Origin of the sequence: Polaribacter sp. BM10 (assembly GCF_002005425.1) — a bacterium.
GTDB lineage: Bacteria > Bacteroidota > Bacteroidia > Flavobacteriales > Flavobacteriaceae > Polaribacter > Polaribacter marinaquae.
This window is the reverse complement of sequence record NZ_CP019704.1, coordinates 65,596-85,886: the sequence shown is the minus strand read 5'-3', so window position 1 is coordinate 85,886 and position 20,291 is coordinate 65,596. Positions and strand designations below refer to the sequence as shown.

At 29.5% G+C, this 20,291-nt stretch carries 15 protein-coding genes; 9 read left to right on the top strand and 6 right to left on the bottom strand.

Annotated elements, in window-relative coordinates; translation table 11 throughout:
• Window positions 1–89: 89 nt before the first annotated feature.
• Window positions 90–470 carry a Rid family detoxifying hydrolase gene (locus BXQ17_RS00385; RefSeq protein ID WP_077808716.1) on the top strand — a complete coding sequence of 127 codons (381 nt, stop codon included), beginning with the start codon at window positions 90–92 and terminating at the stop codon, window positions 468–470.
• 72 nt (window positions 471–542) lie between these two features.
• Here the strand turns inward: BXQ17_RS00385 and gap are convergent, their stop codons facing one another.
• The 3 genes from gap to BXQ17_RS00370 all read right to left on the bottom strand — a co-directional run bounded on the left by gap (window position 543) and on the right by BXQ17_RS00370 (window position 7,152).
• A complete protein-coding gene (gene gap, locus BXQ17_RS00380; RefSeq protein ID WP_077808715.1) occupies window positions 543–1,544 on the bottom strand; it encodes a type I glyceraldehyde-3-phosphate dehydrogenase in 1,002 nt (333 codons plus the stop codon).
• Between the two features lie 27 nt (window positions 1,545–1,571).
• The gene (gene pfkA / locus BXQ17_RS00375; protein WP_077808714.1) at window positions 1,572–2,555 is read right to left on the bottom strand and encodes a 6-phosphofructokinase; all 984 of its coding nucleotides are present in this window, start codon (window positions 2,553–2,555) and stop codon (window positions 1,572–1,574) included.
• Window positions 2,556–2,784: 229 nt separating this feature from the next.
• Entirely contained in the window at window positions 2,785–7,152 is a 4,368-nt protein-coding gene (locus tag BXQ17_RS00370) for a translocation/assembly module TamB domain-containing protein (protein ID WP_254712391.1), read from the bottom strand.
• 262 nt (window positions 7,153–7,414) lie between these two features.
• Between BXQ17_RS00370 and tsaD the strand changes: the two genes are divergently transcribed.
• The 8 genes from tsaD to BXQ17_RS00330 all read left to right on the top strand — a co-directional run bounded on the left by tsaD (window position 7,415) and on the right by BXQ17_RS00330 (window position 16,108).
• A complete protein-coding gene (gene tsaD, locus BXQ17_RS00365; protein ID WP_077808712.1) occupies window positions 7,415–8,440 on the top strand; it encodes a tRNA (adenosine(37)-N6)-threonylcarbamoyltransferase complex transferase subunit TsaD in 1,026 nt (341 codons plus the stop codon).
• Between the two features lie 4 nt (window positions 8,441–8,444).
• On the top strand, window positions 8,445–10,301 hold the full coding sequence (locus BXQ17_RS00360; protein ID WP_077808711.1) for an LTA synthase family protein: 1,857 nt from the start codon (window positions 8,445–8,447) through the stop codon (window positions 10,299–10,301).
• 69 nt (window positions 10,302–10,370) lie between these two features.
• Window positions 10,371–11,132: a DUF1206 domain-containing protein gene (locus BXQ17_RS00355; RefSeq protein WP_077808710.1), complete on the top strand. Its 762-nt coding sequence runs from the start codon at window positions 10,371–10,373 to the stop codon at window positions 11,130–11,132.
• Between the two features lie 21 nt (window positions 11,133–11,153).
• Complete coding sequence (locus BXQ17_RS00350) at window positions 11,154–11,822, top strand: M15 family metallopeptidase (RefSeq protein WP_077808709.1); 669 nt, start codon at window positions 11,154–11,156, stop codon at window positions 11,820–11,822.
• A gap of 79 nt (window positions 11,823–11,901) precedes the next feature.
• Complete coding sequence (locus BXQ17_RS00345; RefSeq protein WP_077808708.1) at window positions 11,902–12,573, top strand: hypothetical protein; 672 nt, start codon at window positions 11,902–11,904, stop codon at window positions 12,571–12,573.
• 129 nt (window positions 12,574–12,702) lie between these two features.
• Window positions 12,703–13,692: a pyruvate dehydrogenase (acetyl-transferring) E1 component subunit alpha gene (gene pdhA / locus BXQ17_RS00340; protein ID WP_077808707.1), complete on the top strand. Its 990-nt coding sequence runs from the start codon at window positions 12,703–12,705 to the stop codon at window positions 13,690–13,692.
• Between the two features lie 3 nt (window positions 13,693–13,695).
• Window positions 13,696–15,354 carry a pyruvate dehydrogenase complex dihydrolipoamide acetyltransferase gene (locus tag BXQ17_RS00335; RefSeq protein WP_077808706.1) on the top strand — a complete coding sequence of 553 codons (1,659 nt, stop codon included), beginning with the start codon at window positions 13,696–13,698 and terminating at the stop codon, window positions 15,352–15,354.
• 67 nt (window positions 15,355–15,421) lie between these two features.
• Window positions 15,422–16,108: a GNAT family N-acetyltransferase gene (locus tag BXQ17_RS00330; RefSeq protein ID WP_077808705.1), complete on the top strand. Its 687-nt coding sequence runs from the start codon at window positions 15,422–15,424 to the stop codon at window positions 16,106–16,108.
• 56 nt (window positions 16,109–16,164) lie between these two features.
• Here the strand turns inward: BXQ17_RS00330 and BXQ17_RS00325 are convergent, their stop codons facing one another.
• From BXQ17_RS00325 to BXQ17_RS00315, 3 genes are all read right to left on the bottom strand, one after another.
• The gene (locus BXQ17_RS00325; RefSeq protein WP_077808704.1) at window positions 16,165–16,899 is read right to left on the bottom strand and encodes a hypothetical protein; all 735 of its coding nucleotides are present in this window, start codon (window positions 16,897–16,899) and stop codon (window positions 16,165–16,167) included.
• Window positions 16,900–17,005: 106 nt separating this feature from the next.
• Window positions 17,006–18,325: a dihydrolipoamide acetyltransferase family protein gene (locus BXQ17_RS00320; protein WP_077808703.1), complete on the bottom strand. Its 1,320-nt coding sequence runs from the start codon at window positions 18,323–18,325 to the stop codon at window positions 17,006–17,008.
• A 344-nt stretch (window positions 18,326–18,669) separates the two neighbouring features.
• On the bottom strand, window positions 18,670–19,959 hold the full coding sequence (locus BXQ17_RS00315) for a S41 family peptidase (RefSeq protein ID WP_187661413.1): 1,290 nt from the start codon (window positions 19,957–19,959) through the stop codon (window positions 18,670–18,672).
• Window positions 19,960–20,291: the final 332 nt, after the last annotated feature.

Genomic DNA, 20,291 nt, shown 5'->3' with positions numbered 1-20,291 from the left:
ATTGTTAGCTTGGTACTCCTTTTTTGTGCTGCATATAATTATAATGGTGAAATTGATATTATATTTGACTTTCTAAACAACTTACAACGATGAAAAAAATAATTACAACTAAAAATGCGCCTGCACCTATTGGGCCATACAATCAAGCTGTTTTAACAGGTAACACATTATACACTTCTGGGCAAATTGCTATTAATCCAGAAACCGGAGAATTGGTTTTAGATTCTATTACAAATGAAACAAAACAAGTAATGGAGAATATGAAACAAGTTTTATTAGCTGCAGAAATGACTTTTGAAAACGTAATTAAATCATCAATTTTTATTTCTGATATGCATAACTTCTCTGAAATAAACGCGGTTTACGGTACTTATTTTAATGAAGAAACGGCACCTGCTAGAGAAACTGTAGAAGTTGCAAACTTGCCTAAATTTGTGAATGTAGAAATTAGCATGATTGCAGTTAAATAAAGAATAGAAAAATCAAAAAAAAAATCCTGATAGAATTTTCTATCAGGATTTTTTTTAAACTTATTTCATAGACTACAAAGTTGCAGCATATTCAATTAAGTCTACAATTTTAGTAGAATACCCTATTTCATTATCATACCAAGAAACAACTTTTACAAAGTTATCGTTTAAAGCAATACCTGCTTTGGCGTCAAAAATAGAAGTTCTAGTATCTCCAACGAAATCTTGAGAAACAACCATATCTTCAGTATAACCTAAAATACCTTTCATTGGTCCGCTTTCCGATGCAGCTTTCATTGCAGCACAAATTTCATCATAAGAAGCAGATTTTTCTAATTTTACAGTTAAATCAACTACAGAAACATCCATTGTAGGAATTCTAAATGCCATACCAGTTAATTTTCCATTCATTGCAGGAATTACTTTTCCTACTGCTTTTGCAGCTCCTGTAGAAGAAGGAATTACGTTACCAATTGCAGAACGTCCACCTCTCCAGTCTTTCATAGAAGGACCATCAACAGTTTTTTGTGTTGCTGTTGCAGCGTGTACAGTTGTCATTAAACCTTCTACAATACCAAAGTTATCGTTTAAAACTTTTGTAATTGGTGCTAAACAGTTAGTTGTACAAGATGCGTTAGAAAATATTTTTTGGTCTGCTTTTAATTCTGTGTTATTAACCCCCATTACAAACATAGGCGTATGATCTTTAGAAGGTGCAGATAATACTACTTTTTTAGCACCAGCTTCTAAGTGTTTACCGGCAGTTTCTTCTGTTAAGAAAAATCCTGTAGATTCTATTACGTAATCTACATCAACTTCGTTCCACTTTAAATTTGCAGGATCTCTTTCGGCAGTAATTCTAATTTCGTTACCGTTAACAACTAACTTACCATCTTTAACATCAACAGTACCATCAAAAGCACCATGAACAGAATCGTATTTTAACATGTAAGCTAAATAATCTACATCTAATAAATCATTAATTGCTACTACTTGTACATTATCTCTTTTTACTGTAGATCTGAATGCTAATCTTCCAATTCTTCCAAATCCGTTAATTCCTACTTTTATCATTTTTTTTACTTTAATTACTAGTTAATATTATGTTGTCATTATATCAGAAACTCTTAAAAGTTCTTGATTTATAGAATGACCACCTTTTATTGCTTCTGCAATACTTGTACTTATTACTTCGTTGTCTTTTAAACCTACCATAAGGTTTGTTTGTCCGTCTAATAACAATTCTACAGACTTAACACCTAATCTACTTGCTAAAACTCTATCAAAACAAGAAGGAGAACCACCTCTTTGCATATGCCCAAGAACAGATACTCTTACATCATATTCTGGCAAATTTTCTTCTACATATTGCGCTAATTCGTAAACATTTTTACCCGATTTATCACCTTCTGCAACGACAACAATACTAGAAGATTTACCTGTTCTTCTACTCTTTTTAAGAGATTCTAACATTCTATCTAATCCTAGATCTTCTTCTGGAATTAAAATTTCTTCTGCTCCTGCACCTACACCTGCGTTTAAAGCTATAAAACCAGCATCTCTACCCATTACCTCTACAAAGAATAATCTGTTATGAGAAGATGCGGTATCTCTAATTTTATCAATTGCTTCTACTGCTGTGTTTAAAGCGGTATCGTAACCTAATGTATGTGATGTACCAAAAATATCGTTATCTATAGTACCAGGTATTCCTATAATTGGAAAGTTGTATTCTTCATTAAAGATTACAGCACCGGTAAAAGAACCATCTCCACCAATTACAACCATAGCTTCAATTTCATTTTCTTGTAAGTGTTCAAAAGCTTTTGCTCTTCCTTCTTTAGTTCTAAATTCTTGCGATCTTGCAGATTTTAAAACGGTACCACCTTTATTAATAATGTTATTTACGCTTCTAGCGGTAAGCTCTATAAAGTCACCTTCAATAAGTCCTTCATAACCTCTATATATACCCACACAACTAACTCTGTAATATGCACATGCTCTAACTACAGATCTTATTGCTGCATTCATTCCTGGAGAATCTCCTCCAGAAGTCATGACTGCTATTTTTTTAATTTTCTTCATATTCTATATTGTAAAATTACTGCTTTTTAAGCACTTAAATAAATAAATCTACGAAATCGTTTTAGCCTATTTCCCCTTTATTATAAAGGAATTTTAATTTAAAAAATGATTAAAACTTAATGTTTTTAGTAAAAATAATAAATAATTTTGAAGTCTATTTAAACTATAAGTTATCAAACTAAAATCGTTAAAATTTTAATTTATAAATTATGTAAATTAATACTGATGATTAATTTCCTTCAAAATTGTCAGGTAAAACGACCTTTGTTTTTGTGGTGTCTTTTTTTTGTAGTTTGCTCTTTTCTAATTTGGTTTTTTTCTTAAAACCTAACTTTTTTAAAAGCCCAGAAAGTGTATTAAAATTAACTTGATAAGACAAACCTACACCTTGCGTATAACCTTGATCTTCTATTGTATATTGAATTTCGTTTTGTCTATTAAAAATAACACCTCTAAAGTTACCTTCTTTATTTAACAGAACCTCTACTTTAACTTCACCAACAACACTAGATTGTGTTTGGGTACCAATAGGAACCCCAACTTTACCGTTTATAATAACTCTTTCACTTACTTGCGTACTAACAGACAAATCTACTTGATTATCTGTATTTAATCGATCTAAATCGTTATTACTTTGTCCTTGCTGATAATCTACACCCAATTGAAATTTACTATCCGGACTATTAAATAAACTAGAAAAAGCTGCTGCTATTGCACTAGAAGCTGTACTTGTAATGGTTGCATTGGCATCAAAATTTACTTTATCAGGATTTACAAAATTACCAAATGCTAATAATGATATAAACTGTGTGGTTTTTTCGTTAACATTATTATCATTTAATATAAATTCTAATTCGTTTGCAATTGTTGGGTCTACGTTGGTAAGCTGAATATCTAATTCTTGCTTCGAATTAAATAAACCACCAGTAATTCTTGTTACTAAATCTACTTCTATATTTCTGTTCGAATTAAAGTTTTCTAATAAAACTCCGGGATTTGCTTTTGCCTTATAAACCGCAGTTACATCTAAATTTGCATTTGCTGGATTCCCGTTCCAAGACACAGTTCCTCCTTTTTGAATTACAAATGGCTTATTTACAAAACCACCATACTTAAAATCGTAAACTCCGCTATCTACTACATAATCGCCAAACATATTAAACTTACCACGTGTGTTAATTTCTATTTGAAGATTACCAGAGCCTTTACCAGACAACTGACTTCCGTATACCTCATCAATAACAACTTGTGCTATTGCATCTTTTGTTACTTCTAAATCGATATTTAAAGTCAAGCCTTTTAATGCTTCTAAAGCAATTTCGTTTTGCCTTTCTTTTACAACTGTTTCATCCGACTTAAAATGAATTAAGCTAAAACTATCTACGGTTTCTACATCTTTTAACGGAACTACAAAAATTGTTCCAGGCATTGTTTTAGCATTTACATCTATCGTTAATCTATCTGTTAACCCAAAAATATCTGCAGAACCATCAATATATGCTGTACCATAATACAAAGCTTCTTCTTCATTTTCGGTATCTAAAACCATTAAATTATCACTTTCAATTTTTAATCTTAAAAACCACTGTTTAAAATTAAAATGAGATATATCTCCTTTTAAAATACCTCTAGTTTTATTTTTTGTGTCTAATAATTTAAAGTCTTCTAGAATAAATGATTGCTGCAATAAAGTAATTTCAGATTCGCCTTCAAAATCATAATCTACATTTAAATAAGGAAATTTTAATCCTGCATTTTTAAGACGTAAAGTTCCTTCCATATCCGGATTACTTAAAAATCCTCTTAACGTAAAATCTCCAGAGGCTGTTCCTCTTAAAGAGGATAATACATCTTGCCCTAACGGACTAAATGCATCTAATTTAAATTCTTCTAAAAAAACATTTAAATCTATTATTGGTCTTTGTGCAGAAAAATCTAAAGCACCTGTTGCTGCAATACTTTTAACGTCTTTGTTTTCTATAGATAAATCTACACGATATTTTTTATAAGAATTTTCTCCTTTAACATTTACAAACAAATTACCTTGTTTAAAATCGTTTACTTGAAAATCTTTTACCGTTAAAGAACCTTCTGGCGTATAATTACCTTCGCTTTGAACAAAATCTAAATGCCCAGACAATACACCTTTTAAATCTAAACTATCTATTTTAGGTAAAAAACTTTGCAATTTAACTTTGGTAAAATCTGCCAAAAGTATTTTTTGTTCGGTACCTTTTAAATTACCTGTAAATTCTATTTTTTGTTCTCCGGAAACAAATTTAAATTGACTAAAATTGAATTCGTTTGTATTTAAATCGAATGTTATTTTATCTGTATTTTTTTTATCAGGATTAATATTCCAGGTGTTTTCTTTAAATACAAAAGACGATTTCTCGAAACCTAAAACAGATTTCCCTTCTGGATTAAAAGTGTAAAAGAAATCTAAATTAAAATCTTCATTTTTCTTTTTTCCTCCTTTAAAAACAGATTTAAAATACAACGTATCGTTCTCTGTTCTGTTTAATAAGTTTAACTTAGAAATATTATAATAATCTGTATTAATTTCTTCTGCAGTTAAAGAAGTATTATAAAGTGGATTCTTATTATCGGTTCTTAAAGAAATTGTTTTAACCTCTGTGCCATAAGCATCTATTTTGGGCGAATTAAATGTAAGCCTAAAGAAATTTTCATCAGATATTATTCTTCCTTTTATTTTAGTTTTATCGTCAATTGAAATTTCAGGAAAAAAAACATTTACAATTTGATTGTAAACAGTAAAGTTAAAATCTAAAAACTGATTTGGAGCAACATCATATGGATTATAATTGGTATAAATACTTCCTAACGCATTTTGCGCCACTTTTGGCAACTCAGAAAACGAAAACTTACCTTTAATATACCCTTGCGCAATATCTTTAGACGCAACATCTATGGTTTTAACACTATCTTTTATTGATGATGTAACCGCAAACTCTTTAAATGTGTATTCTTTTTTCTGATTAGTATACAACACATTTTTAAAAACTGCTTTCCCAAGAATATCATCAAAAGTATTTCCTTCTATATCTAATTCTATATTCCCTTTTACAACTGACGTAGAATCTCTAACAAATAAATTAGTTTCTTTTAGATTTAAGTATTCGATATCAGACTTAAAATCGAACTTATGAATTTTTGCTGATAAATCTGCCAATCCAGTAAACTTCATTTTAAAATTCGCATCATCAATAACTAAATCTCCATCGAATTTATTATTTTGATATTGGCCATTTGCCACAATATTTTTATACGAATATTGATTAAAATTTAATTCAGAAATATTTCCAATAAACTTTGTATTAATGTTTTCTAATTTAAATCCGCTACCGTTAACATCACCAATTAAAGAAACGGTACCAAATAAAGGATCATTAAAAAAAGTACCAATATTAAAATTGATTAACTCGATATCACCAACATAAGAAGCCGTATCAATTTCATCTATATTATCAATTTCTAAATCTGAGACCACACTACCAATTTGAGAATTCATCTTTAAAGAAGCTCTCATTCTAGTTGGTGTTACATTTACATTTCCGGCTATTCTAAATAAACCTAACTTGTTAAATTCTGTAGGCAAATTTTTACCTAACAAATTAGGTAGAATACTTTTTAGATCGTTATATGTTGCAGTTAAATTATTTAAATCTCCATTAAAAACAAAGCCTCTTTCTGTATTAACCACATTTTTAAAAGCTAAATTTCCTTTTAACTTAATTCCTTTTTCTGATGATAAGTTTAAGTTGGTTAATTTAAAATCATTTAGTTTCCCATTCATATCTCCAGAAAAACTAACTACGTCATTTCCGTTTAATTCTTTGTAAAACTTTTTTAAATCCTGAATTTTAATACTGCTTTTATCAAATTTTGCACTTATATCTACTTTATCATTAAACTCTTTTAGATCTTCTCGCTTGTATGTAAAATCAATATCACCAAAAACATTCGAATTTTCCGTTTGTAATTGTGTGTCGTAAAACTTCATATCCGTTTTAGTAAACTTATAATCCGTTGTAAAATTGGTAATTTCTAAACCTTGATTGGTTTCAAAATGTAATCCTCTAGCATTTATAGACAAATTGGCTCCTTCAATAGATAAATCTTGCACATTTCCGCCAATCTTATAAGCTGCAAAGCTTAACGGTTTTATATTGTTTTCATTTATTAATTTAAAATCTAAGTTTTGTACGTAAACGTTGGCAGCTTTTAAAATAAATTTTGGTGCTAAGGAATCTTTTTTCTTATTACTATTAAATGAGTTTAGAAAAACAGCCATATTATCTTCTGTTTCTCCTTTATAAGTTTTCATGTAATATTGCGCATCTTGTAATGTAATATCACCGAATAACAATTGATTATTTAAAACTTTTTTAGCACTTAATAACGAAGTGTTTAATGCTGAAACAAAAATTAAAGTATCTTTATGATGATCTCTAATTTGCACATCTTTAAAGGCTACACTTCCTAAAAAAGAAAGATTTACCTTACCAATGCTTAAATTTGTATTGTAACTTTCATTAATTTTTTTAGTTGCATATACTCCTAACTTTGTTTGCACAAAAGATGTAGAAAGTAAGATGCTTATTAATAGCAGAAAGAGCACAAAGTACCCTAACCATTTTAATATTTTTTTACTAAAGTTTTTAATGATAGTGTGTTTTAGTTTTTATAGAATATTTAAAGAAAAGTAATCAAAAATATTGCCACGTATTACAAAGAACGTGCAAATTTAACAAAGAATTAAATTTCTATTATTAAAAAAGGAAAATCAACTTAAAATTATACTTAATTTTGCAATTTATATAGCTTTTTAATTTTTTATGAAAACACCCATTTATATTTTAGGTATAGAATCTTCTTGTGATGATACTAGTGCATCTGTAATTTGTAACGGTAAAGTATTAAGCAATGTCGTTGCAAACCAAGAAGTACATTCTAAATATGGTGGTGTTGTACCAGAATTAGCTTCTAGAGCACATCAACAAAACATTGTACCCGTTGTACAACAAGCCCTAGAACAAGCCAATATTGATAAAGACAAATTATCTGCAATTGCATTTACACGCGGTCCTGGTTTAATGGGTTCGCTTTTGGTTGGTACCTCTTTTGCTAAATCTTTGGCACTTGGTTTACAAATTCCTTTAATTGATGTAAATCATATGCAAGCTCATATTTTAGCTCATTTTATAGAAGATGAAGATAGTAAAATTCCGCCATTTCCATTTATTTGCTTAACAATTAGTGGCGGTCATACCCAAATTGTAAAAGTTTCTGATCATTTTAAAATGGAAGTTTTAGGCGAAACAATTGATGATGCTGTTGGAGAAGCTTTTGATAAATCTGCAAAAATTTTAGGTTTACCTTATCCTGGAGGGCCTTTAATAGACAAATATGCGAAACTAGGAAATCCGAAAGCATATCCTTTTACAAAACCTAAAGTAGGCGATTTAGATTTTAGCTTTAGTGGTTTAAAAACCGGAATTTTATATTTTATTCAGAAGCAACAAAGAATAAATCCTAAATTTATTGAAGAAAATCTTAACGATATCTGTGCTTCTATACAATATACAATTGTAGAAATTTTAATGACCAAATTAAAAAATGCGGTTAAACAAACAAACATAAAACACATAGCAATTGCTGGTGGTGTATCTGCAAATTCAGAAATTAGAAACCGATTAGAATTAGCAGAAAAACATTTTGGTTGGACAACTTACATTCCAAAATTCGAGTTTACTACAGACAACGCTGCAATGATTGCGATAACAGGTTATTTAAAATACTTAAACAATACATATTCTGATGTTTCTGTTACCGCAAAGGCTCGTTTAAAAGTAACAGATTAACATTATGAAAAACCTTGCATATAGACTTTCATTTCTAATATTCTATTTTTTTATTTGGATTGCATATTTTGTCTTTGCTCGTTTATTCTTTTTACTTTTCTATGTTTCTGAAACTTTAAAACTAGATTTCATTACCATCTTAAAAACCTTTGGTTATGGTTTACGACTAGACGCTTCTTTTACTTCATATTTAAGCATTATTCCGTTTTTTCTTGTCGTAATCTCTATTTTAACAAGTCCTTTACAAATCAGAAATATTATTAAATGGTATTCTTATTTCGCTATTACAATTATAACTTTATTTTTAATTATTGATGCAAGTCTTTATGCTGCTTGGGGCGTTCGTTTAGACACAACTTTTTTAAGTTACCTCAACACCCCAGAAGTCATGTTTGCTTCTGCGTCTAATTTTCAAATTATTTCTGGATTAATTTTATGGCTCTTAATTTCTTTTGTTTTTATTAAGCTTTTTCAGAAAACAATAAACAAAACTTTTAAAACCTTTAATACCAAAAATCCAATACAAATACCTTTATTTCTTTTACTTACAGCTTCTTTAATTATACCTTTAAGAGGTGGTTTGCAAGAGATTCCTGTAAATCAAAGTAATGTTTACTTTTCTAAAAAAATGTTTGCAAATCATGCTGCCATCAATTTTATTTGGAACTTTTCTAACACAGTAACTCATAAAACCAGTAACATCAATATTTATAAACAGTTTGATGAAAAAGTAGCCGTAAACATCATCAATAAAACTAAAAATCAACTTTTAAAAAGTGATAGAGATTCTATTTTAAACATAAAAAAACCCAACGTTATTTTAATTATTTGGGAGAGTTTAACCGCTAAAGTTGTTGGCGCATTAAATGGCGAACCTACCGTTACCGAAAACTTAAACAGATTATCTAAAGAAGGTATTTGGTTTACAAATTTCTATGGAAATGGAGATAGAACAGACAAAGGAATTCCTGCAATTTTAAGTGGCTATTATCCGCAGCCAATTAAAAAAATAATGAGAATGCCCAACAAATCTAGAAGTTTACCAATGTTGCCTAAAGAAATGAGTGCTTTGGGTTACAATACGTCTTTTTATTATGGTGGCGATTTAAACTTCGGAAACTTAAACACCTATTTAAGAATTGCAGAAATAGATGAAATTATTGATGGTAGCGAGTTTGATAAGAAGGATTGGAACTCTAAATGGGGAGCTTTCGATAACGTATTTTTAGAACGTTTTGGTAACGATTTAGCTAAAAAACAAGACAAACCTTTCTTTGCTATTGCCTTAACATCTACTAGTCATGAACCTTTTGAATTAAACGACACTTATAAATTTGGTGAAAAAAATCAAGATGATTTATTTAGAAGTTCTCATGCTTACACAGATAAATACATTGGTAAATTTATAGATTTTGCAAAAAAACAAGATTGGTATAAAGAAACACTAATTGTTATTATGGCAGACCACGGGCATAGTTCTCCTAAACATGAAGGTGAATACTTTTCACCAAAAAAATTTCAAATCCCGATGCTTTGGTTAGGTGGCGCGCTGCATCAAAAAGGAATAAATATTGATAATATAACAAGTCAAGTAGATTTTTCTTACACGCTTTTAGATTTATTAAAAGGAAATAATTCTGAATTTAAGTTTGGTAAAAATCTATTTAACAATTCAGACAAGCAATATGCGCATTATGTATTTAACAAAGGTTTTGGTACAATAAATAAAGATGGTTTTTATCTTTTTGATTATGTAAGCAAAAAACCTATTACCAAATATGGTAAAACAAGCGCTAATTTAGATTCTTTAGGTAAAGCATTAACGCAAGACTCTTATCAAGATTTTTTAGAAAGAAAATAACTTAACTTCAACAATTCAAATAATTATAAGTTAAAAGAATAAGAGTAACTTAGCTAAAAATATTTATTTGTGATTTTAAAACTTAGAAAGTTTGGTTTTCTTACCAAAGGATTCGTTTACATTGTTATTGGCATTTTAACCTTTTTAACCGCCTTAAATATTGGCGGTAAAATTTCTGATAAAAATGGTGTGATTTCATTTTTAGAAAATCAGATTTTTGGTAAAGTACTTTTATTAATTGTTAGTTTAGGCTTAATGTCTTTTGCTTTGTGGAGAGCGTATAAGTTTTACGATGTTCTTAAAAACGAAGATTCAAATAAAAAATATTTTTCTGCTGTAAGTTACCTTTTTAGAACCTTTTTTTATGGGTCTTTTGCTGTTTCAATATTTCTAAAAGTCTTTAATCAAACATCAAACGATGTTACTAAAGAAACTTTAGTTTCAAGAATTTTACAAATAGAAAACGGTAATATACTTTTAATTCTTATTGGTGTTATTTTCTCAGGATCTGCAATCTATCAATTTTACAAAGTAATAACTAATAGTTATTTAGAGGATATTAAAAAAAATAAAAACATTGCTTCATTTAATGTTTTAAAAAAAACAGGAGCATTTGGAATCTTTGCTAGAGGAATTTCTTTTCTAATTTTTTCTTGGTTTATTTTTTCTTCAGGTTTTAATAATAATCCAGAAAAAATAAAAGGCACTCAAGAAATGTTTCGCTTTCTAAATTCTTTAACTTTTGGTAATATTTTAATGGCTGTAATGGCACTAGGTTTTGTGTGCTACGGGGTTTTTCAATATTTTTATGGAAGATATAGCAATTCTTAAAATCTAAAAAACACATTGTTTATGAAAAGTATTTCTTTTTTGTTGGTTTTTCTTTTTTCGATAAGTTTAAAAGCACAAAAATTGCCTGAAGGCTTTGTTTATCTTGATAATATAATTCCGACAGTAAAAGTTGAGTTAAGATATTTTTCGAACAATAACTTTATAGGTAAACCAATTGATGGTTACCGAAGTAATTGTATCATCACAACTACAACAACCGCAAAAGCATTAAAAAAGGTTCAAGAAGAACTAGCAGATAAAAACTTAGGTCTTAAAATCTTTGATGCTTATAGACCACAAAAAGCAGTAAATCATTTTGTAAAATGGGCTAAAGTTTTAGATGACACTTTAATGAAGCAAACGTATTATCCAAAAGTTAAAAAATCTAAGCTTTTTAAGCAAGGTTATATCGCCTCTCGTTCTGGTCATTCTAGAGGAAGTTCTGTTGATCTAACAATTGTGAATTTAGAGACAAAAAAAGAATTAGACATGGGTAGCATTTATGATTTTTTCGGTTCAGAATCACATCCATCTTATACTGGTATCAGAAAAGACCAACAAGAAAACAGAATGTTACTGCGTAATATTATGATAAAACACGGCTTTAATCCGTATAAAAATGAATGGTGGCATTTTACAATAAGAAACGAACCTTTTCCTAAAACTTATTTTAATTTTGAAGTAAACTAATTAAGTTTAACAAAAACTAAACAAGTTCAATTTATTTAGGCATTATATTTGTACGTACACGGTTAGAAAATTATTCTACATGAAAAAAAAACTTATTTTATTTACTTTATTCACCTGTATTTTATCGACATCAAACGCTGTTGCTCAATTAGATAAAAGCAATGGAGCTAGCAATAAAGGCAAAATTAAAGCTGTAGTTTTAAATAACGCAAAAACATTAGAAAAACCTAAATCAATTGAGTTAAAAGGCAATAATGGTTTTAAACAAGCGTATGATAATGAGCAAAAAAAATTAAAGAAAAAACAAGAGGAAGATAAAATCAATAATAAAGGCGTCATTTCTCAGAAAAGGATTAATGAAGCTCGATTTTTAAAAGCATTCAAAAAAATTAACGGCCAATACATTTATCCTGTTATAGATCAAGATCTCGGCAGCTTTAGAACCAACTCTAATAGTGTAAATATAATTTGTAGAGATTTTCAATATCCAGACGGTGACCGAGTTACCATAATGGTTAACAACATTCCTGTAGTTACAAATATTACTTTAAAACAAAGATACCAAAGCTTTACAATACCGCTAGAAGTTGGTATTAATAAGATTTCTTTTGTTGCACTAAATCAAGGTACTTCTGGCCCAAACACAGCAGCTTTTAAAGTTTATAATGATGCTGGTGATTTACTTTCTTCTAATGAATGGAATTTAGCAACAGATGCCAAAGCGACGTTAGTGATCGCAAAAGACAAATAAACACGCAACGAAATCGTTGTAGTTAAATGTATAAAATCAAGTTTTTTTATTCTATTTAAAACAGTTATTTTTGTATTTCGATTATTAATATTTAATAAAATAATCTCACAACAAACAATTATCACTAGAATGAAAAAAATCACTAAACAAACGTATTTAGACTGGTACAAAGACATGCTTTTTTGGCGTAAGTTCGAAGACAAACTAGCTTCAGTTTACATTCAACAAAAAGTTAGAGGTTTCTTGCATTTATATAATGGACAAGAAGCAATTTTAGCAGGAGCATTACACGCAATGGACTTGTCTAAAGATAAAATGATTACTGCATACAGAAATCACGTACAGCCAATTGGTATGGGAGAAGATCCTAAAAAAGTGATGGCAGAATTATATGGTAAAGCAACTGGTACTTCTAAAGGTATGGGTGGTTCTATGCATATTTTTTCTAAAGAATTTGGTTTTTACGGTGGTCATGGTATTGTTGGTGGTCAAATTCCTTTAGGTGCTGGTATCGCATTTGGTGATAAATATAAAGGAAGCGACGCTGTAACTTTAACATGTTTTGGTGACGGTGCTGCAAGACAAGGTTCTTTACACGAAGCTTTTAACATGGCAATGTTATGGAAATTACCAGTAATATTTATTGTTGAAAACAATGGATACGCAATGGGTACTTCTGTAGAAAGAACAGCAAATCATACTGATATCTGGAAATTAGGTTTAGGATATGAAATGCCTTGTGGACCTGTAGATGCAATGAATCCTATTAAAGTTGCTGAAGCTGTAGATGAGGCTATTCAAAGAGCAAGACGAGGAGACGGACCAACATTTTTAGAAATGAAAACTTACAGATACAGAGGTCACTCTATGTCTGATGCACAACATTATAGAACTAAAGACGAAGTTGAGGAGTACAAAAAAATTGATCCTATTACTCAAATCTTAGATGTAATTAAAGAAAAAGAATATGCTACTGCAGAAGAAATTGCTGCAATAGACAAAGAAGTGAAGGCTAAAGTAAAAGAATGTGAACAATTTGCAGAAGATTCTCCTTATCCAGAAACTCAGCAAATGTTCGACATGGTTTATGAACAAGAAGATTATCCTTTTATAAAATAAAATATGGCTACAGTAATAAACATGCCCCGATTAAGTGACACCATGGAAGAAGGTGTTGTGGCAAAATGGTTAAAAAATGTTGGAGATAAAATTGAGGAAGGAGACATTTTAGCCGAAATTGAAACAGACAAAGCTACAATGGAGTTTGAGTCGTTTTATGAAGGAACATTATTACATATTGGTATTCAAGAAGGTGAAACTTCTCCAGTTGATGTATTGTTAGCTGTTATCGGTGAAGAAGGTGAAGATATTTCTGATATTTTAAATGGAAATTCTTCTAACGATAAAGCTTCTGAATCTAATAAGGAAGAAAAATCCAAAGAACCAAAAACAGAAAAATCTGAAGAAAATACTTCTAGTAGTTCTGTTGCTATTCCTGAAGGAGTGCAGGTAATTACTATGCCTCGTTTAAGTGATACAATGACAGATGGTACTGTAGCAACTTGGTTAAAAAACGTTGGTGACGCAGTTGAAGAGGGTGATATGCTTGCAGAAATTGAAACTGACAAAGCAACAATGGAATTTGAATGTTTCTACGAAGGAACTATTCTTTACATTGGTGTGCAAGAAGGTGAAACTGCACCAGTTGATAGTTTGTTAACTATTATTGGACCAGAAGGTACAGATGTTTCTGCAATTGTAGAAAACGGAGGTGCTGTTTCTAGTTCAAATGATGCAGAAACTAAAGAGCAAGAAACTAAAAAAGAGACTAGCAAAGAAGAAAGTAAACCTGAGGATTCTAAATCTACAGAAACGACTAACAACAATTCTACAAATTCTAATGGTGGTAGAATTTTTGCTTCACCTTTGGCTAAAAAAATAGCTTCTGATAAGGGCATCAATTTAGCAGACGTAAAAGGTTCTGGTGAAAATGGTAGAATTATAAAAAAGGATGTTGAAAATTACACGCCTGCTGCTAAAACTGAAGAAAAAGCATCTGCAACTAATACACAAGCAGCAACTACAGTTGCAGCAGGTGTAGAGAACTCTAGAGAAGTTAAAAACTCTCAAATGAGAAAAGCAATTGCTAAGTCTTTAGGTAATTCTAAATTTACTTCTCCAGACTTTAGTCTAAATATTGAAGTAAGTATGGATAATGCAATGGCTTCAAGAAAAACAATTAATGCAATACCAGATACGAAAGTATCTTTTAATGACATGGTTGTTAAAGCTTGCGCTATGGCATTAAAGAAACATCCACAAGTAAATACATCTTGGTCAGATGCAAATACAATTTATCATGATCATATTCATGTTGGTGTTGCTGTTGCTGTTGCAGACGGATTACTTGTACCTGTAATAAGACACACAGATCAATTAAGTTTAACTCAAATTGGTGCTGGTGTTAGAGATTTAGCAGGTAAAGCAAGAAATAAAAAGATTACTCCTGCAGAAATGCAAGGAAGTACTTTTACTGTTTCTAACTTAGGTATGTTTGGTATTGATAATTTTACATCAATAATTAACCAACCAAACTCTGCAATTTTATCTGTTGGTGCAATTGTTGAAAAACCAGTTGTAAAAGACGGACAAATAGTAGTTGGTAATACAATGAAGTTAACGTTAACTTGTGACCACAGAACTGTTGATGGTGCTGTTGGTGCTCAGTTTTTACAAACTTTAAAAACATATATAGAAAACCCTGTTACAATGTTAGCTTAGGTTTTTAAAAAATTTTTAATTTGAAAAGCCCGCTTTTAAGCGGGCTTTTTTATTTTTTGATGCATTTATGACTACACTAGAAGATAGATTAAAAAACCCTGTTTGGTACGCATTACAAGAAACACACAATAAATTTCTTATAAAATACGATGGCGTTCAATTTTACAATCCTGAAATAAATAATTTTGGTTCTTTTTTTCAAGCAAATAAAACATTAGATGCAGCAGACAAATATTCTAAAATAACAGATACTTTTTTCTTCGTTTCCGAAAAAGATACTCCCGCTGTTCATACTGATAAAATTAAACTAGAGAAAAAAATTAATGGTTGTCAAATGATTTTAGATCAATTAACAGAAGTTGATTTTATTGATGAGATTACACCTTTAACCGAAAAACACATAGAAGAAGTATACAAACTTATATGGTTAGTGATGCCTGGTTTTTACCAAAAGAGAGGTTTTGAAATGGGTAAATTTTTCGGAATTTTTAAGGAAGAAAAATTAGTTGCAATTACTGGCCAAAGAATGCAAACTAATGATTTTATAGAAATTAGTTCTGTTGTAACACATCCAGATTTTACAAGACGTGGTTTAGCAAAACAATTAATTTACCACGCAACTAAAGATATTTTAAACGATAAAAAACTACCTATTTTACATACAAACAAAGGTAATGCGGCAATACCTTTATATGAAAAGCTAGGTTTTAAATATACTAGAGATATGAATTGGTGGCTTTACAAAAAGCTATAGCACAAAAAAAGCCCTAAGATATATCTTAGGACTCTTTAAGTTAAATATTTAAAAGCTTATTGTTTTGTTGTAGTACTTTTTGTAGTAATTTTCATTTCCATTCCGCCTGCATTCATGTTCATAACTAAGTTTAAAGTTTCTTGAACACCAGAATCAGCATTTACAATTAAATTTCCTTTTACATCTCCAGTACCCATACCAGAAAGGGTTCCAGAAACATCAATATAAACCTTGCCTGCAGCTATTTTAGATACTTTATAAACAGTTTTTACAGTCATTCCCTGTTCGTTTACTTCATCTTCCCAAGAAGAACCTACAGATACTTTTTCTTCCGGATAAGTAACCCCTTTAGTTTGTTTTGTAAACTGATCCATCATAGGATTAGAAGGATCTACTTTTGTTTCTAAAATTTTACCTCTTGATGTTAAAGTAGAAATAATTTTTGCCTGCATCATTGGCTTAAACTGTTGACTCATCATCTTACCCATTTCATCTAAATCTTCTTCTTTTGTAGAAGAATCATAAGTCATCACATTACCACCTTGTAACATATTCATGTTAATAGACTTAATGTTAGATGAAGTTGTAATTTTTTCATCAGAAGCCTCTGTCACTTCCATAGACATAGTCATTTTCATATCAACACCACCTTGAGCGCCCATACTTTGAGACTGGTCTAAATTTACTAAATAAGTATCTCCTTTTTTATAATTAGCTCTTAACAACACAGATTCTTGAGCAACTGTATTAAAAGCAATAGATAATACAAATAATAATAACAATTTTTTCATTTTTATCTTTTTAAATTTTAGTTTTATATTGTCACGAAAATACTATTTTAAAATAAAAAAACGCTCGAAAATTTCGAACGTTTTTTAAATTAAATATCTAAGTAGCTTAAAAATCTTGATTTACATCCCAAGCTTCTAATGTTTCTTTTAAAGTTTTAATAAACATTCCTCCTAAAGCACCATTTACAACTCTGTGATCATAAGAATGAGAAACAAACATCTTTTGTCTGATTCCAATAAAATCACCTTCTGGAGTTTCTATTACTGCTGGCACTTTTCTAATAGCACCTAAAGCTAAAATTGCAACTTGTGGCTGATTGATAATTGGAGTACCCATAACAGAACCAAAACTACCAACATTAGTAACTGTATAAGTTCCGCCTTGAATTTCGTCTGGTTTTAATTGATTATTTCTTGCTCTAACAGCTAAATCGTTTACCGACTTTGTCATACCAACTAAATTTAGTTGATCTGCATTTTTAATAACCGGCACAATTAAATTACCATCTGGTAAAGCAGCAGCCATACCTAAATTAATATTTTTCTTTTTGATGATAGTATCGCCGTTTAAAGCAATATTAATTAAAGGATATTTTTTTATTGTAGAAGCTACAGCATGCATCAAAATCGGCGTAAAAGTTAACTTTTCTCCTTCACGTTTAAAGAACGCATCTTTAACTTTAGATCTCCATTTTACAATATTTGTAACATCGATTTCTATAAAAGATTGCACGTGTGCAGATGTCTGTACAGAATCTACCATATGTTTAGCAATCAATTTACCCATTCTACTCATCTCTATCACCTCATCTTCTCCGTTTACAGAAACTGGTGCTACTTTTGCAACAGTTTTTTCAACATTCTTAGCTGGCTGAAGAATTTTACTTGTTGTTTTAGGTGAATTGCTTCTGTTTTCTAAAAACGATAAAATATCCTCTTTGGTAACTCGCCCATCTTTTCCAGAACCCGAAATGCTTTCTAATTCTTCCATAGAAACATTTTCTTTCTGAGCAATATTTCTAACTAACGGAGAATAAAATTTACCAGATTCTGAATTTTTAGAAATTGGTGTATTCTTAATTTCTACAGCCTTCTCTATTGTTTGCTCAACAGCAGCTACTTCGGTCGTTTTTTCTTCAGAAACTTCTTTAGTTGCTTCTGTTTTCACTTCTCCAGCATCTTCACCTTCTGTTTCTATAACAGCAATTACATCACCTACAGCAACTACGTCATCTTTTTGAAATAAAATTTCGATTAAAGTTCCTTCAACTTCACTAGGTACTTCAGAATCTACTTTATCCGTAGCAATTTCTACAACTGCTTCGTCTAATTCTACTGTATCTCCTACTTCTTTTAACCAAGAAGTTATTGTTGCTTCTGCAACACTTTCCCCCATTTTAGGTAATTTCAATTCAAATCTTGCCATTTCTATCTGATTTTAGAGATTGCAAAAATACTAAATTTCATTCATTTTACATCAAAAAAATTAGTCCAAAATTAATTTTACGATGAAGTCTCATTTACATTATTCATAATTTTAAAATAATAAAGCCTAAAATTTTATATAATTTTTATTTTTTAGCTTAAATTTTAAATATATCACAATAAATAAATCTACTTTATTCAATCATCATTTTAATTGTACACGTTTATTGAAAAAGTAAAAAAACTTACTCTTTATCACGTAGATTAATTACTGGTAGATTAAAAAATTATGTATGCAGTTATTTTATTCTTTTAAAAAAATTGAAGAACTAATCGATAAAATAATTACTTATCATTTTTAGCAACTATATTACTTTTGTTTTTAATTTTTGATGCAAAACTATCATTAGCTTCAGCTTCTAGCAAACTATAGGCTTTATTAAGAACATCATCTTTTAGCGTACTTTGTTGTAAAATGCTATATTTGGGTACAAAATTTTCTCTTAAAACACCATTGGCAGTATAAACTTTATCTGTAGAAATTCTATAACCGTATTTATCTTTAGCAAAAGAATAATCTTTGGTTTCTCCAGCCAATTTCATCATTTTAGTACCCAAAATTATTCCTCTATTTATACCATCTAAACCAATAGCTACATCTTGACCAACATTACCCGTCCATTTTCCTACCAAAACGATAACTGGTTGTTTAAATTGAATTCCTCTAGGATTAACAAATTCTAATCTACTTTTTATAATAGCAGGATTGTTACCAAATTTATCTTTTGTAACATTCTTTTTAAAAGGTACTTCAGAATCTATAAACCTGCTTAAAATTGCATTTGCAACGTATGAATTTTTACCGTCTGTGGTATTTCTTAAATCTAAAATTAAACCTTTAGCATTTATATTTGCATTTAACTGATTATCGAAATATCTGATAAAGTTTTCGTGATTTAACGAATTATTAATTTTAATAACAGTAAAATCATCTTTTTTAAGAACAGAAAGCAATTTTCTTTCTTCTCTAAGTTTAATATTATCTACGTTTAAACTTATTTTTCTATGATCAACTAATTTTAAAGTTAAAACCCTAGACTCATTTAATCTACCTGAAATAATTTTATTTGCAATCCACTCTCTTACTTCTGGTATCTTTTTATTAACGCATTGTATAGGAAAATCATCTATAACTTTATTAAATTCTTTGCTATTAAAATTTAAAACTTCTGCCCCAATAATATTTTTTCCAAAATCTTTAATTTGTGAAAACCAAATGTTTTGAACGTAAAACTTATCCTCTTTAAGAACAATCTGTAGGGGCGAATGTAAACGAAAAGAAGATTTAGTTTTAGCGTTTAATTGTAAATTACTATCATAAAACTCATTTAATAAATATTCAAAAAAAAGTATTTTTTCTTGATTTGTCTTTACTTTTGATACAATTTCAGCGTATTTTTCTTTAACACAACTAAAATCTGTTTTTTTATCTTTTAAATAAATGTAATCGTTAGACAAATCTTGAATAATCTTTCCAAAATCTTGACTCATTTCATAATTATCAACATAATTATTTTTTTGAGAAAAAGTTAATTGAAAAGTTATTAATAATAAAAGGGATAGCAAATTTTTCATTTTTTTCTTTTTTGTGCGATTTATCATAACTCGTAAAATTCACTATAAACGCGAATCTACTTTTTAAAGTTAAAATTTTCATCTCTACAAAAAGCAAAGTAGCATCAAACTTATTAACAAAATGTTAATAAGTTTTACGAATCAATGTTAACAACTCGAAAATAAAATAAAGCCCAAAATAAAACTAGCAAACCTGTAAAACCAATAAACATATTAACAACTAAATATCAAGACATTAAGACTATTTATATTAAAAAAAAAAGAAACTATTTTAAAAATAAATAACGAATAAAGAACCAGTACACCATTCACTAAAACTTCCTAAAAACCAA

What these genes read in the sequence shown, in the direction of transcription:
- tsaD (WP_077808712.1), top strand. Translation starts at nt 7,415, where the DNA reads ATGAAAACACCCATTTATATTTTAGGTATAGAATCTTCTTGTGATGAT.
- BXQ17_RS00350 (WP_077808709.1), top strand. Translation starts at nt 11,154, where the DNA reads ATGAAAAGTATTTCTTTTTTGTTGGTTTTTCTTTTTTCGATAAGTTTA.
- BXQ17_RS00315 (WP_187661413.1), bottom strand. Translation starts at nt 19,959, where the DNA reads ATGAAAAATTTGCTATCCCTTTTATTATTAATAACTTTTCAATTAACT.
- BXQ17_RS00360 (WP_077808711.1), top strand. Translation starts at nt 8,445, where the DNA reads ATGAAAAACCTTGCATATAGACTTTCATTTCTAATATTCTATTTTTTT.
- BXQ17_RS00335 (WP_077808706.1), top strand. Translation starts at nt 13,696, where the DNA reads ATGGCTACAGTAATAAACATGCCCCGATTAAGTGACACCATGGAAGAA.
- BXQ17_RS00330 (WP_077808705.1), top strand. Translation starts at nt 15,422, where the DNA reads ATGACTACACTAGAAGATAGATTAAAAAACCCTGTTTGGTACGCATTA.
- pdhA (WP_077808707.1), top strand. Translation starts at nt 12,703, where the DNA reads ATGAAAAAAATCACTAAACAAACGTATTTAGACTGGTACAAAGACATG.
- BXQ17_RS00325 (WP_077808704.1), bottom strand. Translation starts at nt 16,899, where the DNA reads ATGAAAAAATTGTTATTATTATTTGTATTATCTATTGCTTTTAATACA.
- BXQ17_RS00385 (WP_077808716.1), top strand. Translation starts at nt 90, where the DNA reads ATGAAAAAAATAATTACAACTAAAAATGCGCCTGCACCTATTGGGCCA.
- BXQ17_RS00320 (WP_077808703.1), bottom strand. Translation starts at nt 18,325, where the DNA reads ATGGCAAGATTTGAATTGAAATTACCTAAAATGGGGGAAAGTGTTGCA.
- gap (WP_077808715.1), bottom strand. Translation starts at nt 1,544, where the DNA reads ATGATAAAAGTAGGAATTAACGGATTTGGAAGAATTGGAAGATTAGCA.
- pfkA (WP_077808714.1), bottom strand. Translation starts at nt 2,555, where the DNA reads ATGAAGAAAATTAAAAAAATAGCAGTCATGACTTCTGGAGGAGATTCT.
- BXQ17_RS00345 (WP_077808708.1), top strand. Translation starts at nt 11,902, where the DNA reads ATGAAAAAAAAACTTATTTTATTTACTTTATTCACCTGTATTTTATCG.